Source organism: Bacteroides sp. 1_1_30 (assembly GCF_020982715.1).
GTDB classification, from domain to species: domain Bacteria; phylum Bacteroidota; class Bacteroidia; order Bacteroidales; family Bacteroidaceae; genus Bacteroides; species Bacteroides xylanisolvens.
Map to the genome: position 1 here is coordinate 1 of NZ_JAJKHN010000050.1, position 21,205 is coordinate 21,205.

At 43.0% G+C, this 21,205-nt stretch carries 16 protein-coding genes; 11 read left to right on the forward strand and 5 right to left on the reverse strand.

Translation table 11 applies throughout. The features are described from left to right. Positions 1 to 151: 151 nt before the first annotated feature. From LPH68_RS15380 to cdd, 5 genes are all read right to left on the reverse strand, one after another. Positions 152 to 1,852 carry an ABC-F family ATP-binding cassette domain-containing protein gene (locus tag LPH68_RS15380; RefSeq protein ID WP_230296973.1) on the reverse strand — a complete coding sequence of 567 codons (1,701 nt, stop codon included), beginning with the start codon at positions 1,850 to 1,852 and terminating at the stop codon, positions 152 to 154. 377 nt (positions 1,853 to 2,229) lie between these two features. Continuing rightward, complete coding sequence (locus LPH68_RS15385; protein ID WP_151923854.1) at positions 2,230 to 3,603, reverse strand: FAD-dependent oxidoreductase; 1,374 nt, start codon at positions 3,601 to 3,603, stop codon at positions 2,230 to 2,232. A 99-nt stretch (positions 3,604 to 3,702) separates the two neighbouring features. Beyond that, positions 3,703 to 4,284 carry a DUF417 family protein gene (locus LPH68_RS15390; RefSeq protein WP_117809080.1) on the reverse strand — a complete coding sequence of 194 codons (582 nt, stop codon included), beginning with the start codon at positions 4,282 to 4,284 and terminating at the stop codon, positions 3,703 to 3,705. 88 nt (positions 4,285 to 4,372) lie between these two features. Further along, a complete protein-coding gene (locus tag LPH68_RS15395) occupies positions 4,373 to 5,212 on the reverse strand; it encodes an AraC family transcriptional regulator (RefSeq protein ID WP_004314294.1) in 840 nt (279 codons plus the stop codon). 2 nt (positions 5,213 to 5,214) lie between these two features. Continuing rightward, positions 5,215 to 5,697 carry a cytidine deaminase gene (gene cdd, locus LPH68_RS15400; RefSeq protein ID WP_008025756.1) on the reverse strand — a complete coding sequence of 161 codons (483 nt, stop codon included), beginning with the start codon at positions 5,695 to 5,697 and terminating at the stop codon, positions 5,215 to 5,217. 110 nt (positions 5,698 to 5,807) lie between these two features. Between cdd and LPH68_RS15405 the strand changes: the two genes are divergently transcribed. The 11 genes from LPH68_RS15405 (at position 5,808) to LPH68_RS15455 (ending at position 21,160) form a co-directional block, all read left to right on the forward strand. Further along, complete coding sequence (locus LPH68_RS15405; protein ID WP_004311330.1) at positions 5,808 to 6,713, forward strand: glucosaminidase domain-containing protein; 906 nt, start codon at positions 5,808 to 5,810, stop codon at positions 6,711 to 6,713. 81 nt (positions 6,714 to 6,794) lie between these two features. Then, positions 6,795 to 8,192: an NAD(P)/FAD-dependent oxidoreductase gene (locus LPH68_RS15410; protein WP_008644650.1), complete on the forward strand. Its 1,398-nt coding sequence runs from the start codon at positions 6,795 to 6,797 to the stop codon at positions 8,190 to 8,192. A 233-nt stretch (positions 8,193 to 8,425) separates the two neighbouring features. After that, positions 8,426 to 9,673, forward strand: a complete 1,248-nt coding sequence (locus LPH68_RS15415; protein ID WP_117610451.1) for an efflux RND transporter periplasmic adaptor subunit — start codon at positions 8,426 to 8,428, stop codon at positions 9,671 to 9,673. A gap of 17 nt (positions 9,674 to 9,690) precedes the next feature. After that, positions 9,691 to 10,356: an ABC transporter ATP-binding protein gene (locus tag LPH68_RS15420; protein ID WP_004314289.1), complete on the forward strand. Its 666-nt coding sequence runs from the start codon at positions 9,691 to 9,693 to the stop codon at positions 10,354 to 10,356. A gap of 66 nt (positions 10,357 to 10,422) precedes the next feature. Beyond that, positions 10,423 to 11,049, forward strand: a complete 627-nt coding sequence (locus LPH68_RS15425) for a GIN domain-containing protein (RefSeq protein WP_004311326.1) — start codon at positions 10,423 to 10,425, stop codon at positions 11,047 to 11,049. A 96-nt stretch (positions 11,050 to 11,145) separates the two neighbouring features. Beyond that, positions 11,146 to 12,435 carry an ABC transporter permease gene (locus LPH68_RS15430; protein WP_151923855.1) on the forward strand — a complete coding sequence of 430 codons (1,290 nt, stop codon included), beginning with the start codon at positions 11,146 to 11,148 and terminating at the stop codon, positions 12,433 to 12,435. A 29-nt stretch (positions 12,436 to 12,464) separates the two neighbouring features. After that, positions 12,465 to 13,718: an ABC transporter permease gene (locus LPH68_RS15435; RefSeq protein WP_151923856.1), complete on the forward strand. Its 1,254-nt coding sequence runs from the start codon at positions 12,465 to 12,467 to the stop codon at positions 13,716 to 13,718. A gap of 84 nt (positions 13,719 to 13,802) precedes the next feature. Further along, a complete protein-coding gene (locus tag LPH68_RS15440; RefSeq protein WP_061447531.1) occupies positions 13,803 to 16,412 on the forward strand; it encodes a PAS domain-containing sensor histidine kinase in 2,610 nt (869 codons plus the stop codon). A 129-nt stretch (positions 16,413 to 16,541) separates the two neighbouring features. Beyond that, positions 16,542 to 18,020: a TolC family protein gene (locus tag LPH68_RS15445; RefSeq protein WP_004300692.1), complete on the forward strand. Its 1,479-nt coding sequence runs from the start codon at positions 16,542 to 16,544 to the stop codon at positions 18,018 to 18,020. 443 nt (positions 18,021 to 18,463) lie between these two features. Then, the gene (locus LPH68_RS15450; RefSeq protein ID WP_230296974.1) at positions 18,464 to 19,813 is read left to right on the forward strand and encodes a sigma-54 dependent transcriptional regulator; all 1,350 of its coding nucleotides are present in this window, start codon (positions 18,464 to 18,466) and stop codon (positions 19,811 to 19,813) included. Positions 19,814 to 19,867: 54 nt separating this feature from the next. Continuing rightward, positions 19,868 to 21,160, forward strand: coding sequence for a PAS domain-containing sensor histidine kinase (locus tag LPH68_RS15455; RefSeq protein ID WP_032843282.1), 1,293 nt, complete (start codon positions 19,868 to 19,870; stop codon positions 21,158 to 21,160). Positions 21,161 to 21,205: the final 45 nt, after the last annotated feature.

Consider the following 21,205-nt stretch of genomic DNA (forward strand, 5'->3'; position numbering starts at 1 on the left):
TTATAATAAAAAGATAACGGGGAATCTTAAAAACTCAATCATCTTTTTCAGATTTACCACAACGTTTCCAGAATACTCCATTATTTTATTCAGAACTGTGCGGATATGAATTAAATTTTGGTGCGGTTGCCCTGGATAAAATATCAATAGACTAACTCAATAAAATGCATTGTTCGACACCAATTTCCTGAATAAAATAATTGTCGTGTGAGATTGCTATCACAGTACCTGCATAATTTTTGATAGTAGCAGTGATAATTTCAATACTTTGTATGTCCAAATTGTTGGTAGGTTCATCCAGGATAAACATATCAGGGGTATTGTTACTAATCATCAGACAGCAGAAAGCGAGACGCATTTTCTCACCACCACTAAGTTTCCGGCAGGATTTGTCCCATTCGGATGCAGGAAACAAGTAACGGTTTAGAATAATCTTTATTTCATGCTCCGGCAGATTCCGGCTGTTGAAAGCGTAAGCCTGTTCAAGAATACTGTTCCGGTCGTCAATGATCGAATACTCTTGATTCAAATAGACATAGCTAAAGTCCGTCCGTGTCAGGGTTCCTTCCTGTGGTTGAAGTTGGCCGGTGATTAATTTCAATAGAGTTGTTTTCCCGCTACCGTTGGCTCCTTCTATACGGAGGCGGTCTCCGCTCTTTAGCTGAAAGCTGACAGGAGCTTGCCAAAGCTGTTGTTTTGAGATACTATTTTCCTGAATATCATTGCTATTCGGATTGGGATGATAACCTGTGTCAGACGAATTTATTTCATCATTCGTCAGAATATCATTGTTAATCGAATTGGAATGATAACTGAAGTTAATCTCTTTTGCTGTCACTAATATCTTCCCGGTATGAAGCGAGGAACTGTTGAAATCGGTTTTTAATGCCGCAGTCGGAGAGAGCGAACCTCGAAGCTGGTTACGTTCATTTGTTAACTTCTCGGCTTTCTCCTGATGGACACCAGTCAGTTTACTAGTGCTCTTCTCGGATTTCCCTTGGAGTGCGTTCAATACAATGCGTGGAACTCCTTTTTTTATATTACTCTTTTCGCCGCGTACATTCTGTTTGTCCCTGCGTTCGGCCGTTTCGCGAGCCACTTTACGGGCAATACGTAGTGCCTTTTCTTTTTCTTCAATACGTTGTTGCAATGCTTCCTGCATCAGCGTTTTTTGTTCTTTGTAGAATTCGTAATTTCCGCCATAATAATTGATTTGATGCTTCTCTAGTTCGCAAATCTCGGGGAGAAGATTGAGCAGAGTACGGTCATGACTTACCACCAACAGGGTGGAACGATATTTCTCTACCCAGTCATATAAACGTTGTCTGCCGGAAGAGTCGAGATGATTGGTCGGTTCATCCATAAGTATGACAGATGGATGATGAATGTCCATACCTGCCAGGAATACGCGGGTCTTTTCGCCGCCACTAAGCAGATTCATCGGGTAGGATAGCGTAAACTGTCCTAATCCCCATAAATCGAGAGCGGCGATGGAACGTTCTTCGATATTCCAGTCATCATTTAGAATGGTGAAATTCTCGTTTGAGACATCTCCTGCCAGGATAGCGTGCAGAGCTTGCTGTTTACGCTCTATTTGAAGAGCTTGTGCAATGGTCAGTGAATCATATTGCCCGAAATGTTGCGGGATATAATATAGGTCGTCCAGGCGGACAATGACACCGGAAGAGGGTGATAACTGTCCGGCAATAATTTGTAGCAAAGTAGATTTGCCACAACCATTGTTACCGACTAATCCCAATTTCTGCCCTTTACTGATGGCGAAATTGAGGTCACTGAATAATACTTCTTTATCCGGATGGATATAGCTGATTTGTTGGATACTGATAGACATGATGATCTATTGGGTTTGAGGTTGAAAATAGAGTGAAAAAAAACACAGGATAGGGGGAACGACAAACACAATACTGGCTAAACAACACGGATTTCGTGATGCTTAACAAAATAGAAAAAGCATATAAGAAAAGTGATGTTTACTTAGAAGTGTTGTCTTACTTAGTAATTCTCATTGTGGTAGGTATATAGTTTAACTTGGCTGCAAAGATAACACTTTCTATTAGATTTCACTCTATTAAGACTGAAAAAGAATGAACTTCATTTATTTAGAGGCTCCGTTTACCTCATTCAGAGCCTCCGATTACTCCAAATAGAGCCTCTGTTTACCCTATTCAGAGGCTCTGTTTTAGAAGTGAGTTATACTCTTTCTTATTCTTATACATCAAACAGTTGATTTAATCCCTCACTCATACTGGGATGCGTGAAGATAAAATCGCGCAAGAATGTAGACGTCTGGCCTGTCTTTATCGCCATAGCTACGATATTGATGATTTCTGAAGCATCGGCGCAGAATAGAGTACAGCCCATAATCTTCCCGTTATGATTATTGATGATAGCTTTTAGCATACCATCAGTCTGTCTCAATGTACGGGTACGGACGATGGAGGAAGCCGGCAACCGGGAAACCTTAAATGAATATCCTCTTTTCAGAGCTTCTTCTTCACTGATTCCGATATGTGACAATGGCGGATCAATAAACACTGCATATTGCACAGGATCACGGTCTCCGATATCACGTTTCTTGTCGCCGAAGAGCTGATCGCGGATAATCCGGAAATCATCCAGCGAGAGATATGTAAATTGCGATCCGCCTTTCACATCTCCCATTGCCCATATATGAGGAACAGTAGTGCGTAACTGATCGTTTACGATGATAGCTCCGTGGGCATCAACTCCTACACCCGCTGCTTGCAGGTTCAATCCTTCAATCATCGGTTTACGTCCCGTTGCGATAAGAATGGCATCTCCATCTACATAATAAGGAGTACCGTCGGATACGTCCGAGTAAGTTAGTGTCACTCCGTCATTCGTGTCATGGATAGACTGCGCACGAGCGTTCAGATGGATTTCAATACCTTTCTTCTCCATCACTTCTTTGACGCTGTTTGCAATATCCCGATCTTCACGAGGCATAAATTTGTTTCCTCCTTCGAGTATCGTCACTTTACTGCCGAAACCGGCATACATAGAAGCGAACTCCAGTCCGATATATCCTCCACCTATGATAATCAGGTGATGAGGAAGTACGCTTAAGTCCAAAAGCGCACTACTGGTATATACGTGCTGACTTTGCTGAATACCATCTATTGCAGGGATAATGGGAGTAGATCCCGTGTTGATAAATATCTCTTTTCCTTTCAGTTCGATTTCTCCTTCGGGAAGTTCCACTTTTATGGTATCGGCGGATATGAAAGACCCCGTTCCGGTATAGATAGTCACATTAGGACGTTTACTTAGTCTTTCGTAATTATCATTCCTAAGAAAGGAAGTGAGGCGGTTCTTTCGGCCGATGGCCTGTTTGTACATATTCGCCTGCTTCGGAAAATCATCGTGGTAAAGCAAAGCGGAAACCTCGGCTTCATGCACCAGCGTCTTTGTTGGGATACAGGCTACATTCGGACAGCTTCCTCCATACATCATGTTGGAACGTTCTACGATGGCCACTTGCCATCCGCGGTTGGAAAGTTCGGCAGCCAGGGTTTTCCCTGCCTTGCCGAATCCTATAATAATTGCATCATATTGTTTCATAACTTCTTGTATTAACGATTTGTATGAGACTATATAACAGTCTGAAAATACGATTTGTTCCGCAATGGCAAGAAGTCAGAATCCTCTTTAGTGGTTGTCTTAGTCTTTTTTAAGTGTTTTGAGTACGCGTTGTGACGAGTCGGATAATAACACTACGGCACTGGCTAGGATCACGATGTCTTTAATCACCAACCGCCCTGCACCGGATAGTAATGGGAAACCGAATTCTCCGCTTCCCAAGTCGGGAACCCAGACTTCCGGGGTGGTGACAAGAAAAGAAAGTGTGCCGAGCGTCATGATAATGGCGAGGGTGTCGCCTGCCAATCCCACTTTTGGGAAAAAGATTCCCAAGAATACCAGTATGCCGATACCCATAATAAGAGCTCCCAGTCCGTAAGAGAAAGTATAAGTGCGGTTTGCTTCGTGCCATGCACGATTTTCCGGGACAAAAGCACCTTCCGCATTTTTATGTTCTTTGTATTCGGGTGCACCTTTAGCATAGAAGAAACTCATAAAAGGACTGTTGGCAACAAACGGAACAATCCCGTCGGCTTCATAATGGAAATACTTCAATCCGCCTATCCATACAAATACTACCAGGATGGCAATGCGGATAAATTTCATACCAAAACTTTTCAGACTTGAAGTGAAGGTCAGTAAAACGATCAATTTCTCTTTCATTTTGTTGGGGTTTTAATGGATTTATCTTATGTCGCAAAGGTCGTCCATTTCCACTACCCCCAAAATGGCAATACTTCCGTATGCCTTGTCAATTTTTCCCTTCCTGTGTGTTTCTGAATTGCACGGCGCTCTGTCCGGTCATATTTTTGAAGAAACGGCTGAAAGAAGCCTGGTCTTCAAATCCCAGAATATCGGCAATCTCTTTGGCGCTTTTGTTGCTGTAAAGCAGGAGACGTTTAGCTTCCGCTTCCACCCGTTCGTGGATAACCCGAAGCGGCGAAGGCAGTTTGCAGGTAGAAAAGATGTTCGATAGTGTTTTGGGAGATTTATGCAACATATCGGCATAGTCCTGCACCTGTTTCTTCGTCCGGTAATGCTCGTCGACCAAGTTATAGTATTGGCGGACAATCTCGAATCCGGATTCTTTTTCACGGGTGATATTCATGCGATGACGTGCAATCCGGGTACATTGGATAATGAAACGTTTCAGCAGGATGCGCAGCATCTCTTCCTGCAGGCTGTCGGAAACGGTGAACTCATTTTCCAGTGCTTCGGTAATAGTGTCGAGTTCTTTACGTTCTTTTTCGTTCAGTGTGAAACGGATCAGGTGAGATGAACCGTTGAACAGGAAGCCGCTGCATGACACTTCATGGTCGTTGCCATAGATACAATAGAAATTGCTGTTGAACAATAAAGTCAGGTATTCACCATCAATCGATTTAAATTCGAGGTGTTGCAGATGAGTGAGTGAAATCACTTCATCTTGGGTAAGCGTCATTTCCTGATGGTCGATTTCTACCGTGATGCTTCCGTTGCGTACCCATATAAATTTATAAAGCCCTTTTTCTTTTTGCAGTGTTTTTTCTGTCAGATAAGAGTCTGTAAGTGCGAGTGTTCCTTTTAGTTTCGTGTGATATTGTTGTAACATAATTAATCCTCCATTGCTGATGCGTCAAATGATAACGGCAGTAGATCGCCTATACTTTTTACTTCGTAGATACATTCTTTGCCATATAATAGGATGCGGATGGGTTGTTTGTAACGCTTTTCCGTTTCCAGAATCACTTGCCGGCAAGCACCGCAGGGAGGAATCGGATGGTCGATGAAGTCCTTTTCCGTTCGTGCCGCAATGGCAAGAGTGACAACCGATTGGTCGGGATATTGGGAGTTGGCATAGAATAGGGTAGTACGTTCTGCACAAAGCCCCGACGGATAGGCCGCATTTTCCTGATTGGTTCCTGTCACTACTGTCCCGTTGCCCAATAGCGCAGCGGCACCTACGGAGAAATGGGAGTACGGAGAATAACTACGAGCTGTTGCCTCCATGGCAGTCTTTATAAGTGACCGATCGCCCTCATTCAACTCATCATATTGATATACTTTAATAATAGCGGTAATTGTGAGGTCTTTCATATACGTCAGGGTATTGGTTTCTACAATTAATGTTACAAAGTTAGGAAAGAGATTGATAATCCCAATTATTTTTCAGATTTTTGTGCCATCTAATTCACATCTGAATAAAAATGGAGAATAAACTGCATAGACTTATCTTTTTAACCGTTGTTTTTTTCTTTGCCGTAGGAGTGCAGGCACAGAAACGGAATGCCCGTTACGTCGAGTATATAAATAAGTATAGTGATTTGGCTGTTGAACAGATGAAGCTTCATAAGATTCCGGCGAGTATCACGTTGGCGCAAGGATTGCTGGAAAGCGGTGCCGGATATAGCCAGTTGGCACGAAAGAGTAATAACCACTTTGGTATTAAGTGTGGTGGCAGTTGGCGGGGACGTACGGTTCGTCATGATGATGATGCGCGCAACGAATGTTTCCGTGCTTATAAGCATCCGCGTGACTCTTACGAAGATCATTCCGACTTCCTTAGAAGAGGTGCCCGTTACGCTTTTCTTTTCAAACTGGATATCACCGATTATAAAGGCTGGGCGCGTGGACTGAAAAAAGCAGGCTATGCTACCGATCCTTCTTATGCTAACCGTCTGATTACGATTATCGAAGATTATGACTTGTATAAATACGACCGTAAGGGTGTATATTCGGAACGGAAGCTGAAAAAGAATCCTTGGTTGATGAGCCCGCATCAGGTGTATATCGCTAATGATATCGCTTATGTGGTAGCCCGCAACGGTGATACCTTTAAAGATTTAGGCAAGGAATTCGATATTAGTTGGAGGAAACTTGTGAAGTACAACGACTTGCAGCGTGATTATACCTTGATGGAAGGAGATATCATCTACCTGAAGAGCAAGAAGAAAAAGGCTTCCAAACCTTATACTGTATATGTTGTGAAAGATGGAGATTCCATGCATGGCATCTCTCAAAAATATGGTATCCGCCTCAAAAATCTGTATAAGATGAATCGTAAGGATGGTGAGTATGTTCCGGAAATCGGAGATAGATTGCGTCTGCGGTAGAGACTTCTCTCAAAAGTTTCGAATTTCGGAAACTTAATGACTCATTCATGTGTTATTATCTTGATAAAACATGATTAGAATATGAGTCTAAACATTGCAAAAAGTAATAAGAAACGTGTCGTCATAGTAGGCGGTGGTTTCGGTGGCTTGAAACTGGCTAACAAGCTGAAAAAGTCAGGCTTTCAAGTCGTATTGATAGATAAAAACAACTATCATCAGTTTCCTCCTTTGATTTATCAGGTGGCTTCGGCTGGTATGGAGCCAACTTCCATATCCTTCCCCTTCCGTAAAATATTCCAGCATCGGAAAGATTTCTTTTTCCGTATGGCGGAAGTACGTGCCATTTTCCCGGAAAAGAATATGATACAGACTTCCATCGGAAAAGCAGAATATGACTATCTGGTGTTAGCAGCAGGTACTACAACCAACTATTTCGGTAATAAACATATCGAAGAGGAAGCCATGCCGATGAAAAATGTGTCAGAAGCGATGGGATTGCGAAACGCTCTTCTGGCTAATCTGGAACGAGCGCTGACCTGTTCAACGAAGCAGGAACAACAAGAGTTATTGAATATTGTAATTGTGGGAGGTGGAGCTACCGGGATAGAAGTAGCCGGAATACTTTCCGAGATGAAGAAATTTGTCTTGCCGAATGATTATCCTGATATGTCCAGCAGTCTGATGCACATCTATTTGATTGAAGCCGGGCCGCGATTGCTTGCCGGAATGTCGGAAGAATCATCTGCACATGCTGAACAGTTTCTCCGTGAAATGGGAGTAAATATCTTGTTGAATAAACGTGTTGTGGATTATCGTGACCATAAAGTAGTACTCGAAGATGGTACCGAGATAGCCACGCGTACTTTTATCTGGGTGAGTGGTGTCACCGGTGTGACTATCGGCAATCTGGATGCCTCTCTGATTGGGCGTGGAGGACGTATTAAAGTCGATTCATTCAACCGTGTAGAGGGGATGAATAATGTGTTTGCTATTGGCGACCAATGTATTCAGTTGGCTGATGAAAATTACCCGAACGGGCATCCTCAACTGGCACAAGTGGCGATCCAGCAAGGAGAACTATTGGCAAAGAATCTAATTCGTATGGAGAAGGGACAGGAAATGAAACCTTTCCATTACCGCAATTTAGGTTCGATGGCGACCGTCGGGCGCAATCGTGCCGTAGCAGAGTTTAGTAAAGTAAAGATGCAGGGATGGTTTGCCTGGGTGATGTGGCTGGTTGTTCATCTGCGTTCTATTCTTGGGGTACGCAATAAGGTTATTGTACTCTTGAATTGGGTATGGAATTATTTCACTTACGATCAGTCTATGCGTATGATTGTCTATGCCCGTAAAGCAAAAGAGATTCGTGATCGTGAAAAGCTGGAGGAGACTAATCATTGGGGAAAAGAACTGATACAGGAACCGAAGCAACACTCTCCGCAGGAGATTCAGCAAGCTTCCGAACAAGAGAAAAAATAGTCAATGAGAAGTCATTATACCGTAGTTGACAATCCGGCATTATCCAGGTATACTGACCTTCCGCCGACAGGTGGATAGATTCATATTCTGAACAGTAAATTCGTACAGGGTGTCCGATATCGGACACCCTTTGTTTTTTGTTACATTCTATTTATCAATTACTTATGATTTTGGCATAGATTTGGTATATGAAATGCTAAATTGATACATGATAAAATCGTAAACGATCAGATATGGACAGAGAAATTCCTAAAGAAATACGTCAGAAAGAACGTAACAAGAAGATCATTCGTTATTCATCCATCGGGGTGGCAAGTATTGTTGTCATTGGTGTACTTATATCTGTACTAAGGGCAGGAGTGGAGGCAAAAGATCTTGTCTTTTCCACAGTCGATACAGGAGTTATTGAGGTAAGTGTCAGTGCTTCCGGCAAGGTGGTTCCTGCATTTGAAGAAATAATCAATTCTCCAATCAACAGTCGTATTCTTGAAGTTTATAAAAAAGGAGGAGATAGCGTAGATGTAGGTACTCCGATTCTGAAACTAGATCTTCAGAGTACGGAAACCGAATATAAAAAGTTGCTGGACGAAGAGCAGATGCGTCGGTATAAGCTCGATCAGCTTCGTGTCAATAATCAGACGAAGCTTTCCGATATGGCGATGCAGATTAAAGTTTCGGCTATGAAATTAAGCCGGATGAAGGTGGAGTTGAGAAATGAACACTATCTGGACAGTCTCGGTGCGGGAACAACGGATAAAGTGCGCCAGGCTGAATTGAGCTATAATGTTGCCCAGTTAGAATACGAACAACTCCGGCAACAATATAAAAATGAGAAGGAGGTGGCTGCTGCCGAACTGAAAGTACAGGAACTTGATTTTAATATCTTCCGTAAGAGTCTCTCCGAAAAGAAACGTACTTTGGATGATGCGCAAATCCGTTCTCCGCGCAGAGCTATTCTTACCTATATTAATAACCAGATTGGTGCGCAGATTTCCGAAGGCGGACAAGTCGCTATCATTTCCGATTTAAGTCATTTTAAGGTGGAAGGTGAGATTGCTGATACGTATGGCGACCGTGTGGCAGCTGGAGGAAAAGCAATTGTTAAGATAGGAAGCGATAAACTGGAAGGAACGGTCAGCAGTGTAACACCATTATCCAAGAATGGCGTCATATCATTCACGGTTCAGTTGAAGGAAGATAATCACCGCCGTCTGCGCTCCGGATTAAAAACAGATGTTTATGTGATGAATGCTGTGAAGGAAGATGTGATGCGTGTTGCCAATGGCTCTTTCTATGTGGGGCGTGGTGAATACGAATTGTTTGTCTGCAACTCTGACAATGAACTGGTCAAACGTAAGATACAGTTGGGCGATTCAAACTTTGAATATGTAGAAGTTTTGAGTGGATTGCAACCGGGTGACAGGGTAGTGGTAAGCGATATGAGTGCATATAAGAACAAGAATAAGCTGAAGATTAAATAAATTAAACACTAGAAATTATGATAACATTGAACTCTCTTTCCAAAATTTACCGTACTGATGAGATTGAAACGGTAGCGTTGGAAAATGTGAATCTGACGGTAGAACGTGGAGAATTCCTAAGTATAATGGGACCTTCCGGGTGCGGAAAATCTACATTGTTGAATATAATGGGGTTACTTGACGCACCTACCATGGGAATAGTGGAAATCAATGGAATACGTACCGAAGGAATGAAGGACAAAGAATTGGCAATTTTCCGTAATAAAACGCTTGGTTTTGTGTTTCAGTCTTTCCATTTGATTAATTCGTTAAATGTGACGGATAATGTGGAGTTGCCTTTACTTTATCGCCGTGTTGGCAGTAGTGAGCGAAAGAGGTTGGCACAAGAGGTATTGGAAAAAGTAGGGTTAAGCCATCGTATGAGACATTTTCCTACACAACTTTCCGGTGGTCAGTGCCAACGTGTAGCTATTGCCCGTGCTATTATCGGTAATCCTGAAATAATCCTTGCCGATGAGCCGACAGGTAACTTGGATTCAAGGATGGGAGCCGAAGTAATGGAACTGCTTCACCGACTGAATAAAGAAGACGGACGCACCATCGTCATGGTTACCCATAATGAAGAACAGGCGAAGCAGACTTCGCGTACCATCCGTTTCTTTGACGGACGTCAGGTGCAGTAGAACCTGCGTTTTATACATAAAACTAAATAGAAAATAGATTAATATCTCTCTAAATTAAAAACCACCATGACAAAGAATATTTTTATCGTTGCGATAGCTGTCCTGTTAAGTGTTGCTTTTTGTTCGCTATCGGCACAAAATGTGAGTAAAGATTATAATGTAGGCGACTTCTTTGCCATCAACCTGCAATCTGTCGGAAATATTATTTTCGCTCAATCGGCAGAATGTACCTGCCGTTTGGGAGGGCCTTCTGAATTTGTAGAGAAAACCCGGGTAACGGTGAAGAACGGCACACTGGTTATCGATTATAAAGAGAAGAACGTAAAGAATGTCAAGAATCTGATTTTTTACATCACTGCTCCCGATTTGAGTAAAGTGAAAATCGACGGGGTAGGGAACTTTGATGCAAAGGAAAAATTGAATCTTAAAAATATAGCTTTCGAACTTGATGGAGTGGGAAATTGCAACGTGAAAAATCTTCATTGCGATGAACTGAAACTCGATGTCGACGGAGTAGGCAATATGAAAATGAATGTTGACTGTGGCCTTATCAAGGCTAAAGTGGATGGAGTAGGTAATATCACTTTATCGGGTAAGACTGATACTGCATTCTTTAAAAAGGATGGTGTTGGTAAAATCAATTACAAAAACCTGAAATGTAAGGATATAACAAAGAAGGGATGGAATTTCTAATATGGAACGTTCTTTGACGAACTTCTGTGGAACCTAATCGAAGAAGAATAAAAAAGACGAGTAAGAAATATACTGAACTCTATACTGGTAACGATCATGATAAAACTCTATTTTAAACAAGCATTCCATCTGTTGGGAGAAAATAAACTGCTTTCATCTATTTCCATTATTGGTACAGCTTTGGCTATTGCTATGATAATGGTAATTGTGATTACTTTACGTGCGACTATTGCTCCCTTTGCACCGGAAACCCATCGTGACCGGATGCTTATTTTCCGGTTTGCCGGACTTCAAAGTAAGTCCAACGTGAATTGGCAAAGCAATGGCCCTATCGGATACAATACGGCAAAGGCTTGTTTCAAAGCAATGACAACTCCCGAAGTTGTTTCTATTACCAATATCTGGAAGGAAACAATGCTGGCTGCTAAACCGGCAGGTGAGATGGAAAGTTGTAGTGTGTTGCAAACAGACGATGCTTTCTGGAAAATATTTGAATTTGAGTTTCTATCCGGTAAACCGTATGATAATGCCGATTTTGATGCCGGAGCAGCAAAAGCTGTGATTTCCGAAGATATGGCTCGCCATTTGTTCGGAACGTCAGAAGTGGTTGGAAAAACATTCCTTCTGAATCATTCGGCTTATATTGTTTGCGGAGTGGTACGTCCGGTCTCTAAACTGGCGAAATACGCCTATGCGCAAGTTTGGATTCCTTTGAGTTCAACAAGTGCCTTCACAGCCACTTGGGGCGATGACAATATCATGGGTATGACTGCCGTCTATATACTGGCTAAATCGAGAGACGATTTTCCGGCTATTCGTCAGGAGGCAGACCGCTTGCGGGCTATCTTTATGGCAGGGCATCCCAATTTCGATTTACTCTATCGCGGACAGCCTGATACTTATTTCGTAGCCGCGCAACGCTATTCCGCCAACAATCCTCCTGCTGTGAAAGAAGCAGTACGGCAATACATACTGACATTACTTGTCTTATTGATTGTTCCTGCCGTCAACTTATCCGGACTTACTTTGTCACGCATGCGTAAGCGTATCTCCGAAATAGGAGTGCGAAAAGCCTTTGGTGCCCCCAGACGGGAGCTTATGATGCAGGTACTATCCGAAAATATGCTTTATTCCCTGTTCGGAGGAATTCTCGGACTGGTATTAAGTTATGTCGCCGCTTTCCTTTTGGGAGGAATGCTTTTCTCCGTAGACTTTGTATCCAATGGGGTGGAAGATTTGCGGACCATGTGTGTCGACTTACTGTTCGATCCTACCGTATTCCTGCTGGCATTTCTGGCTTGCTTCCTACTCAATTTATTAAGTGCCGCCATTCCGGCATGGAGAGTAACTCGCACCAATATTGTGGATGCCATCAACGAAAGATAATTCTTCAACTCATCTAAATTCTAAAGAAAATGCAACTATTAAAACAAATATGGAACGAGCGCCGGTCAAACGGATGGTTGTGGTCAGAACTATTAATTGTTTTTGTGGTCCTGTGGTATGTGGTCGACTGGACGTATGTGACAGCGCGTACTTATTACGAACCGGTAGGATTTGATATTACCGATACGTATTATTTGGAGCTAAGCCTGAAAAACGACAAGAGTAATTCTTATCTTTCGAAAGAGCAAAAGAGTACATCTTTAGGACAAGATATTATCGAGTTGACCAATCGTCTCCGGAGATTGCCGGAAGTGGAGGCCGTTTCAATATCCAATAATGCGCGTCCCTATATCGGGAGTAATTCCGGTAGTATGTTACGTATCGATACATTGGTTAGTAATCCGCTACGACGTTCGGTAACCCCTGACTTTTTTCAGGTCTTCCGTTATCAAAGTGCTGATGGGCGTGGTTATCAGCCGTTGGTGCAAGCTTTAAAGAATGGCAATGTCGTTGTTGGTGAAAATTTCTGGCCCAAAGATTATAAAGGCGATCGTACGCTGTTGGGTAAAGAAATGGTCGATGTGGATGATTCTACGAAAGTGTACAAGATAGGGGGAGTTTCGAAGAAGGTGCGTTACAATGACTTTTGGCCTAACTACAGTGATCGGTATGTAGCCATTGAATTTCCTGAAAAGATAATGGTCGAACTTGACGATGAACTTTATCCTTCGAGTGTAGAAGTTTGTCTGCGGGTGAAACCGGGGACTTCCAGAGACTTTGCGGAACATTTGATGAAATTGTCCGCCAACCAGTTGAGTGTCGGTAACTTATTCATCCTGAAAGTGCATGATTATGAAGATCTGCGGAATGACTTCCAGCAAGGAAGTTATAATCAGGTACAGGTACGTTTCTGGATGATGGGCTTCTTATTGCTTAATATCCTGTTGGGTATTGTCGGCACCTTCTGGTTCCGTACGCAGCACCGTCGTGCCGAGTCTGCGCTTCGTATAGCAGTCGGGGCCAGCCGGATGCAGCTTTGGCAACGTTTAAATAAAGAAGGATTGCTATTGTTGACTCTGGCTGCTTTGCCTGCCGCCGTCATCTGTTATAATATCGGCCATCTGGAGTTGACTGAAGGGTATATGGAGTGGGGAGTAGTGCGTTTTCTTATTACATTTGTCATAACCTATTTCCTGATGTCTTTAATGATTCTCGTTGGCATTTGGTTTCCTGCTCGTCAGGTAATTCGCATACACCCTGCCGAGGCGTTGCGCGAAGAATAAAAAACTTGGGCTATCTGTTTGTTTTCAATATAATTAACGTATCTTTGTCGGCATAATATTGAAAACACCGCAGGCTTTAATTATATGAATCGACGCTACTATTGTTTGCTTATCGTTCTGTTTTTTGCTGTTCTTATTCAGGCGGCAGCAGCGGAACGTACATACAATATCCTGTTTATACAGTCATACACCTCACAGACTCCTTGGCATAGCGACCTTAATCAGGGGTTGGTCAAAGGATTTAAAGAAAGTGGCCTGAAGGTGAATATAACAACGGAGTATCTTGATGCCGATTTTTGGGCATTCAACTCCGAGAAAGTAATTATGCGTCGTTTTTGTCAGCGTGCTCGTGACAGGCAGACCGATTTGATTATAACAGCAAGTGATGAAGCTTTCTATACTCTTTTTGCCTGTGGAGATTCGTTGCCTTTGCAGATACCGGTCGTGTTTTTCGGCATTAAGTATCCTGATATGGAGCTGATTGCTACTCATCCCAATGTTTGCGGGTTCACTGCCAATCCGGATTTTGATGTCATATTGCGTCAGGCGCAAAAGATATTTCCCCAGCGGAAAGAAGTGGTATGTGTGATAGATAACAGCTTTTTGAGTAACAAAGGCCTTGAAGATTTTGAAGAAGAGTGGAAAATCTTTCAAAAAGACAATCCGGATTATAGAATGAAAGTCTATAATACCCAAAATCATACAACGAGTCACATCATTGCTGCTATTTGTTACCCTCGTAACAGCTACGAACGTCTGGTGGTTGCTCCTAAATGGTCGCCTTTCCTTTCATTCGTTGGCAAAAACTCAAAAGCTCCCGTATTTTCGAGTCAGAATGTGGGGTTAACTAATGGCGTATTCTGTGCATACGATTCCGATAGTTATGCTTCAGCATTATCGGCAGCTCAAAGGGCTGCTTTAGTCTTAAAAGGTACATCTCCCCAAGAAATAGGAGTGACAGAAATCACGCAGGGATTCATCTATGACTATAAACAGTTGGATTATTTTCATATTGACCCTGATAAAGTATCCTCTAGCGGAACCATCGTCAACGAACCGTATTGGGAAAAATATAAATACCTTTTTATACTGCTCTATCCGTCTATCCTGGCGTTGCTGATAGCTTCTATCGTGTGGTTGATGCGTGCCAACCGGCGTGAGTCCAAACGACGGATTCAGGCACAGACCCGTCTGCTCGTGCAGAATAAACTTGTGGAACAGCGTAATGAGTTTGATAATGTATTTCATTCCATCCGTGATGGTGTGATAACGTATGATACCGATTTGCACATTCATTTCACAAACCGCTCCTTATTACAAATGCTGCATTTGCCGTATGATTCAGGGGGCCGTTTTTATGAAGGAATGATGGCAGGCAGCATCTTCAAGATATATTATAACGGTCAGGATATTCTTCATTCTATGCTGAAGCAGGTAGCTGCTAAAGGAGAAAGTGTGAAGATACCCCAGGGAGCTTTCATGAAAGAAGTGCATAGTGATAAATACTTCCCGGTGTCGGGGGAAATAGTCCCGATCCGTTCAAAGGATACGATTACCGGTATGGCACTTTCCGCACGGAATATTTCGAATGAAGAAATGCAGAAGCGTTTCTTTGATATGGCAGTAGACGAAAGCTCCATCTATCCGTGGCAGTTTGATATGGAAACCAACTGTTTCATTTTCCCGCAAGGTTTCTTGAAACGTCTTGGATACGATGAATCGGTTACTACCATCTCCCGTGATGAAATGGATCGCACTATCTATCCTGATGATTTGAAGGAAATAAGTCCGTTATTTAATAGAGCATTGACAGGAGAAGATTCTAATACCCGTCTGAATTTCCGTCAGCGGAATGTCAACGGAGAGTATGAATGGTGGGAATATCGTTCTTCCGTAATCACGGGATTGACACAAGATTCATTGTACAATATATTAGGTGTTTGCCAGAGTATCCAGCGATATAAGACTGCCGAGCAGGAGATGAGAGAGGCTCGTGATAAAGCCCTCCAGGCTGACAAACTGAAATCGGCGTTCCTTGCCAACATGAGTCACGAGATTCGGACTCCGTTGAATGCGATTGTAGGTTTCTCCGATTTGCTAAGCGATACGAGTGGTTTTACAAGCGAAGAGATTGCCCAGTTTATCGGAACCATTAATAAGAATTGCGGCCTGTTACTGGCTTTGATTAATGATATTCTTGATTTGTCACGTATCGAATCGGGAACCATGGAATTTATGTTCGCCGAGCATAACCTGCCGCTGTTATTAAAGACCGTCCATGATTCTCAACGCTTGAATATGCCACCGGGAGTAGAACTGGTGTTGCGTATGCCCGAAAGTGATAAGAAATATCTCACGACAGATAATGTACGCTTGCAGCAAGTCGTGAATAATCTGATAAATAACGCTGCTAAATTTACGAGCAGCGGTTTCATTACTTTCGGCTATGAAGATGATGAGGTTCCCGGCTACACCCGCATCTTTGTGGAGGATACCGGAGTCGGTATTTCTGAAGAAGGTATCCGTCATATATTCGAACGATTCTATAAAGTCGATAATTTCACCCAAGGAGCAGGTTTGGGATTAAGTATTTGTCAGACCATCATCGAACGTCTGAATGGTACCATCTCCGTCACCTCCGAAGTAGGTAAAGGCACTCGTTTCACTGTGCGCCTTCCTAACTACTGCGAATAATCGAACGTTCACTTTTGGGCATAGTGTCCGAAAATGGACACTTTTCTTATTTTCTAATCTGTTGATAATAAAAACTTTACTTTTTTGGCACATCGTTTGATTCTCTCATAGTGGAAAATACTGTGTATAATGAAAAAGAAAAGTATATTGTTTGCTCTTGCTGCCGTTTGCCTGCCGTTGGCATTGTCGGCACAGAAGGAAAGGGAAATAACCTTGAATGAAGCTATTGCTATGGCGCGTATTCAATCTGTTGACGCTGCTGTTGCCTTGAATGAATTGAAAACGGCCTATTGGGAATTTCGTACCTTTCGTGCTGATCTTCTGCCGGAAGTCAACTTGACCGGAACCCTGCCCAATTATAACAAATCGTATAGTTCCTATCAAAATTCGGACGGTTCTTACGGTTTCGTCCGTAATAACACATTGGGGCTTACCGGTGATCTTTCTATCGATCAAAACATCTGGCTTACCGGTGGTAAACTCTCGCTGACTTCCTCTCTCGACTATATCAAGCAATTGGGAGCCGGAGGAGACCGGCATTTTATGTCGGTTCCTGTCACATTACAACTTACACAACCCATCTTTGGAGTCAATAATATAAAGTGGAACAGACGCATCGAACCGGTTCGTTATGCCGAAGCGAAAGCAGCTTTTATCACTGCTACCGAAGAAGTGACGATGCGTGCCATCACTTATTACTTTAATCTTTTGTTGGCAAAAGAAAATCTTGGCACGGCGAAACAGAACCAGACAAATGCCGACCACCTTTATGAAGTAGCCCTTGCCAAACGCAAAATGGGGCAGATTTCCGAGAATGAACTCTTGCAGTTGAAACTCTCCGCTTTGAATGCGAAAGCAGCATTGACGGAAGCAGAGAGTGATCTCAATGCCAAGATGTTCCAGCTCCGTGCCTTTTTGGGAGTAGGAGAGGATGAAGTACTAAACCCGGTTCTTCCCGAAGCTGTGGATGGCCCGAGGATGGAGTACAATCAGGTGTTAAATAAAGCATTGGAACGTAATTCTTTTGCACAGAATATCCGTCGCCGCCAGTTGGAAGCCGACTATGAGGTAGCTACCGCACGCGGAAATTTGCGTAGTGTCGATTTGTTTGCAAGCGTAGGATATACGGGTGAGAACCGGAATTTTCCGGCCGTTTACAGGAACCTGCAGGATAATCAGATTGTTCAGGTAGGCGTTAAGATTCCGATTCTCGATTGGGGAAAACGCCGTGGGAAAGTCCGGGTAGCCAAGAGCAACCGGGATGTAGTGCTTTCAAAAATTCGTCAGGAACAGATCAACTTCAATCAGGACATTTTTCTGTTGGTGGAGCATTTCAATAATCAGGCACAGCAGTTGGACATAGCGAAGGAAGCCGATGCAATTGCACAGCAACGTTATAAGACCAGTATTGAAACTTTCCTGATAGGCAAAATTAATACCTTAGACCTGAATGATGCGCAGAACTCTAAAGATGAGGCAAGACAGAAACATATTTCCGAACTCTATTATTATTGGTATTACTATTATCAGATTCGCAGTCTGACGCTATGGGATTTTCGTACCAATACCGAACTTGAAGCTGATTTTGATGAAATCATCCGGCAATAGAAAGGGTAGGAAAAAGCTTTTGAATCTTATGGAGGAACTTGCAGTAAATAGTATTATTTTCTATTCCGTTCTTGCTTTTTACGAATTAATTTCGTATCTTAAGAGTTTTAATCCTTTCGGAGACAGGTGGTCATATTATAGAGTGCCAATAGTCATCTTATAAGATGATATTTATCACTCTATAAGGTGACTTTTGTCCCATTGTAACTGGATAATTACTCGACTGCATAAACAATTATAAATTACTGTACTGAAAATCTTTATTTAGTGCAGTGGAAAATCTTAAATACAATAATAAGAAAACAGCTTTATTACGTAACTTGTATTATTGAAGCGTGCATTCCGTGATTTATATATCAATCATTTGGTAGCAAACTATTTATTAGTACCTTTGGAGTGTGAGACAAAGTTGTTAATTGACTGGGCAAAACTCAAATATAACTATGATTCTGATAATTGACGATGACAGCGCAGTGCGTTCTTCGCTTAGCTTCATGTTGAAGCGGGCAGGATATGAAGTACAGACCGTTCCCGGTCCACGGGAAGCTATGGAAGTGGTACGTTCCGTAGCTCCGGATTTAATCCTGATGGATATGAACTTCACTCTTTCTACAACGGGTGAGGAGGGTTTGACCCTACTCAAACAAGTAAAAATATTCCGTCCCGAAACACCGGTGATATTGATGACTGCTTGGGGAAGTATCCAACTTGCTGTGCAAGGAATGCAGGCAGGAGCTTTTGATTTCATAACGAAGCCCTGGAATAATGCTGCCTTGTTGCAACGCATCGAAACGGCATTCCAACTTTCGGGCACTCCACAGGAACCAACGCAGGAACAGAGCGATTCTTTCGACCGCAGCCACATCATCGGGCGTAGCCAGGGATTGATGGATGTGTTGAATACGATTGCCCGCATAGCAAAGACCAATGCCTCTGTTCTCATTACAGGGGAAAGCGGGACAGGTAAGGAATTGATAGCCGAGGCCATTCATATCAACAGTCAGCGTGCCAAACATCCCTTTGTGAAAGTGAATCTTGGAGGTATCTCCCAAAGCTTGTTCGAAAGTGAAATGTTCGGGCACAAGAAAGGAGCTTTTACCGATGCTTCCGCAGACCGTATCGGACGTTTTGAAATGGCAAACAAAGGGACGATTTTCCTGGATGAAATAGGTGATCTCGACCCTTCGTGCCAGGTGAAGTTACTGCGTGTATTGCAGGATCAGACATTTGAAGTGCTCGGCGACAGCCGTCCGCGCAAGACGGATATCCGGGTAGTATCAGCCACCAATGCCGATTTGCGCAAAATGGTAGGCGAACGTACTTTTCGTGAAGACCTCTTCTATCGTATCAATCTGATAACAGTGAAACTGCCGGCCCTGCGCGAACGTCGTGAAGATATTCCTTTGCTGGCACGTCATTTTGCCGACCGTCAGGCGGTAACCAACGGATTGCCCCGTACGGAGTTCTCTGCCGATGCCCTGCAATTCTTGAGCCGATTGCCCTATCCGGGGAATATTCGTGAATTGAAGAACTTGGTGGAACGTACCATTCTGGTAAGTGGTAAACCGCTGCTTGATGCTTCCGATTTTGATGCGCAGTATATTCGCCACGATGACGCAAGAGTGACCGAAGGCGCAGCTCTGGCCGGTATGACTTTGGATGAAATAGAACGCCAGACCATTCTTCAGGCGTTGGACCGTTACAAAGGAAATTTGAGTCAGGTAGCTACGGCATTGGGTATCAGCCGTGCAGCACTCTATCGTCGTCTCGAAAAATATAATATAACAATGTGATAAATTTAGGCACGTGCCTAATAATATTAAGATTAACCGTTAACCACAGATAACGTGCGTATAAAAGGATTCTTTTACATACTAGTCTTTCTGCTGCTGGCATTAGGTAGTGTATTGCTGTTCCTTTCCAGTCAACTGAATACAATCTTTTTCTACATAGGGGAGGGGCTGATACTTTTCATCCTCATTTATCTGACCTTTTTCTATCGTAAGATTGTGAAGCCGTTGAATACAATCGGAAGCGGTATGGAACTGTTGCGTGAGCAGGATTTCAGTAGTCGTCTTAGTCCTGTAGGCCAATATGAGGCCGATCGTGTGGTGAATATCTTCAACCGCATGATGGAACAACTCAAGAATGAACGTCTCCGCCTGCGTGAACAGAATAATTTTCTTGATTTGCTGATTAAAGCTTCTCCGATGGGAGTGATTATAACTTCCCTTGATGAAGACCTTTCGGAATTGAATCCGATGGCTCTGAAAATGCTGGGTGTTCGTTTGGAAGACGTACAAGGCAAGAAGATGAAAGAGATTGATTCTCCGTTAGCGGTGGAATTAGCCAACCTCCCGAAAGGAGAGAAGGTAACCGTCCGTCTGAACGACTCGAATATCTACCGGTGTACTCATTCTTCTTTCATTGATCGTGGATTTCAGCATCCCTTCTACTTGGTAGAAACCCTCACCGACGAAGTGATGAAAGCGGAAAAGAAAGCATACGAGAAAGTGATTCGCATGATTGCCCACGAAGTGAACAACACGACTGCCGGCATTACTTCCACACTGGATACGGTAGAACAAGCCCTTTCCTGCGAAGAAGGAATGGAAGACATCTGCGACGTGATGCGTGTATGTACCGACCGTTGTTTCTCGATGAGTCGTTTCATCACTCGTTTTGCCGATGTGGTGAAAATCCCCGAACCGACACTTTCTTCTGTTAATCTGAATGATTTGGTTTTCACCTGCAAGCGGTTTATGGAAGGAATGTGTAATGACCGTCGCATCACACTCCGCATGGAAATAGACGAAAGTCTGAAAGATGTGATGCTGGATGCCGCTTTGTTTGAGCAAGTACTCGTAAATATCATCAAAAATGCAGCGGAAAGCATTGAAGCCGATGGGGAAATAATAGTCCGCACCCTCGCTCCGGCTACTGTTGAAGTGATAGATAACGGTCAGGGAATCAGCAAAGAAACAGAAGCTAAACTGTTCAGTCCTTTCTTCTCTACCAAACCGAACGGTCAGGGAATCGGACTCATCTTTATTCGCGAAGTACTGATGCGTCATGGGTGCACATTCTCTTTGCGAACCTATGCCGACGGACTGACCCGATTCCGTATTACTTTCCCCTAATTGTGTCAAATAAGAACATTTCTTCCGTCAAATAGACCTTTTTTT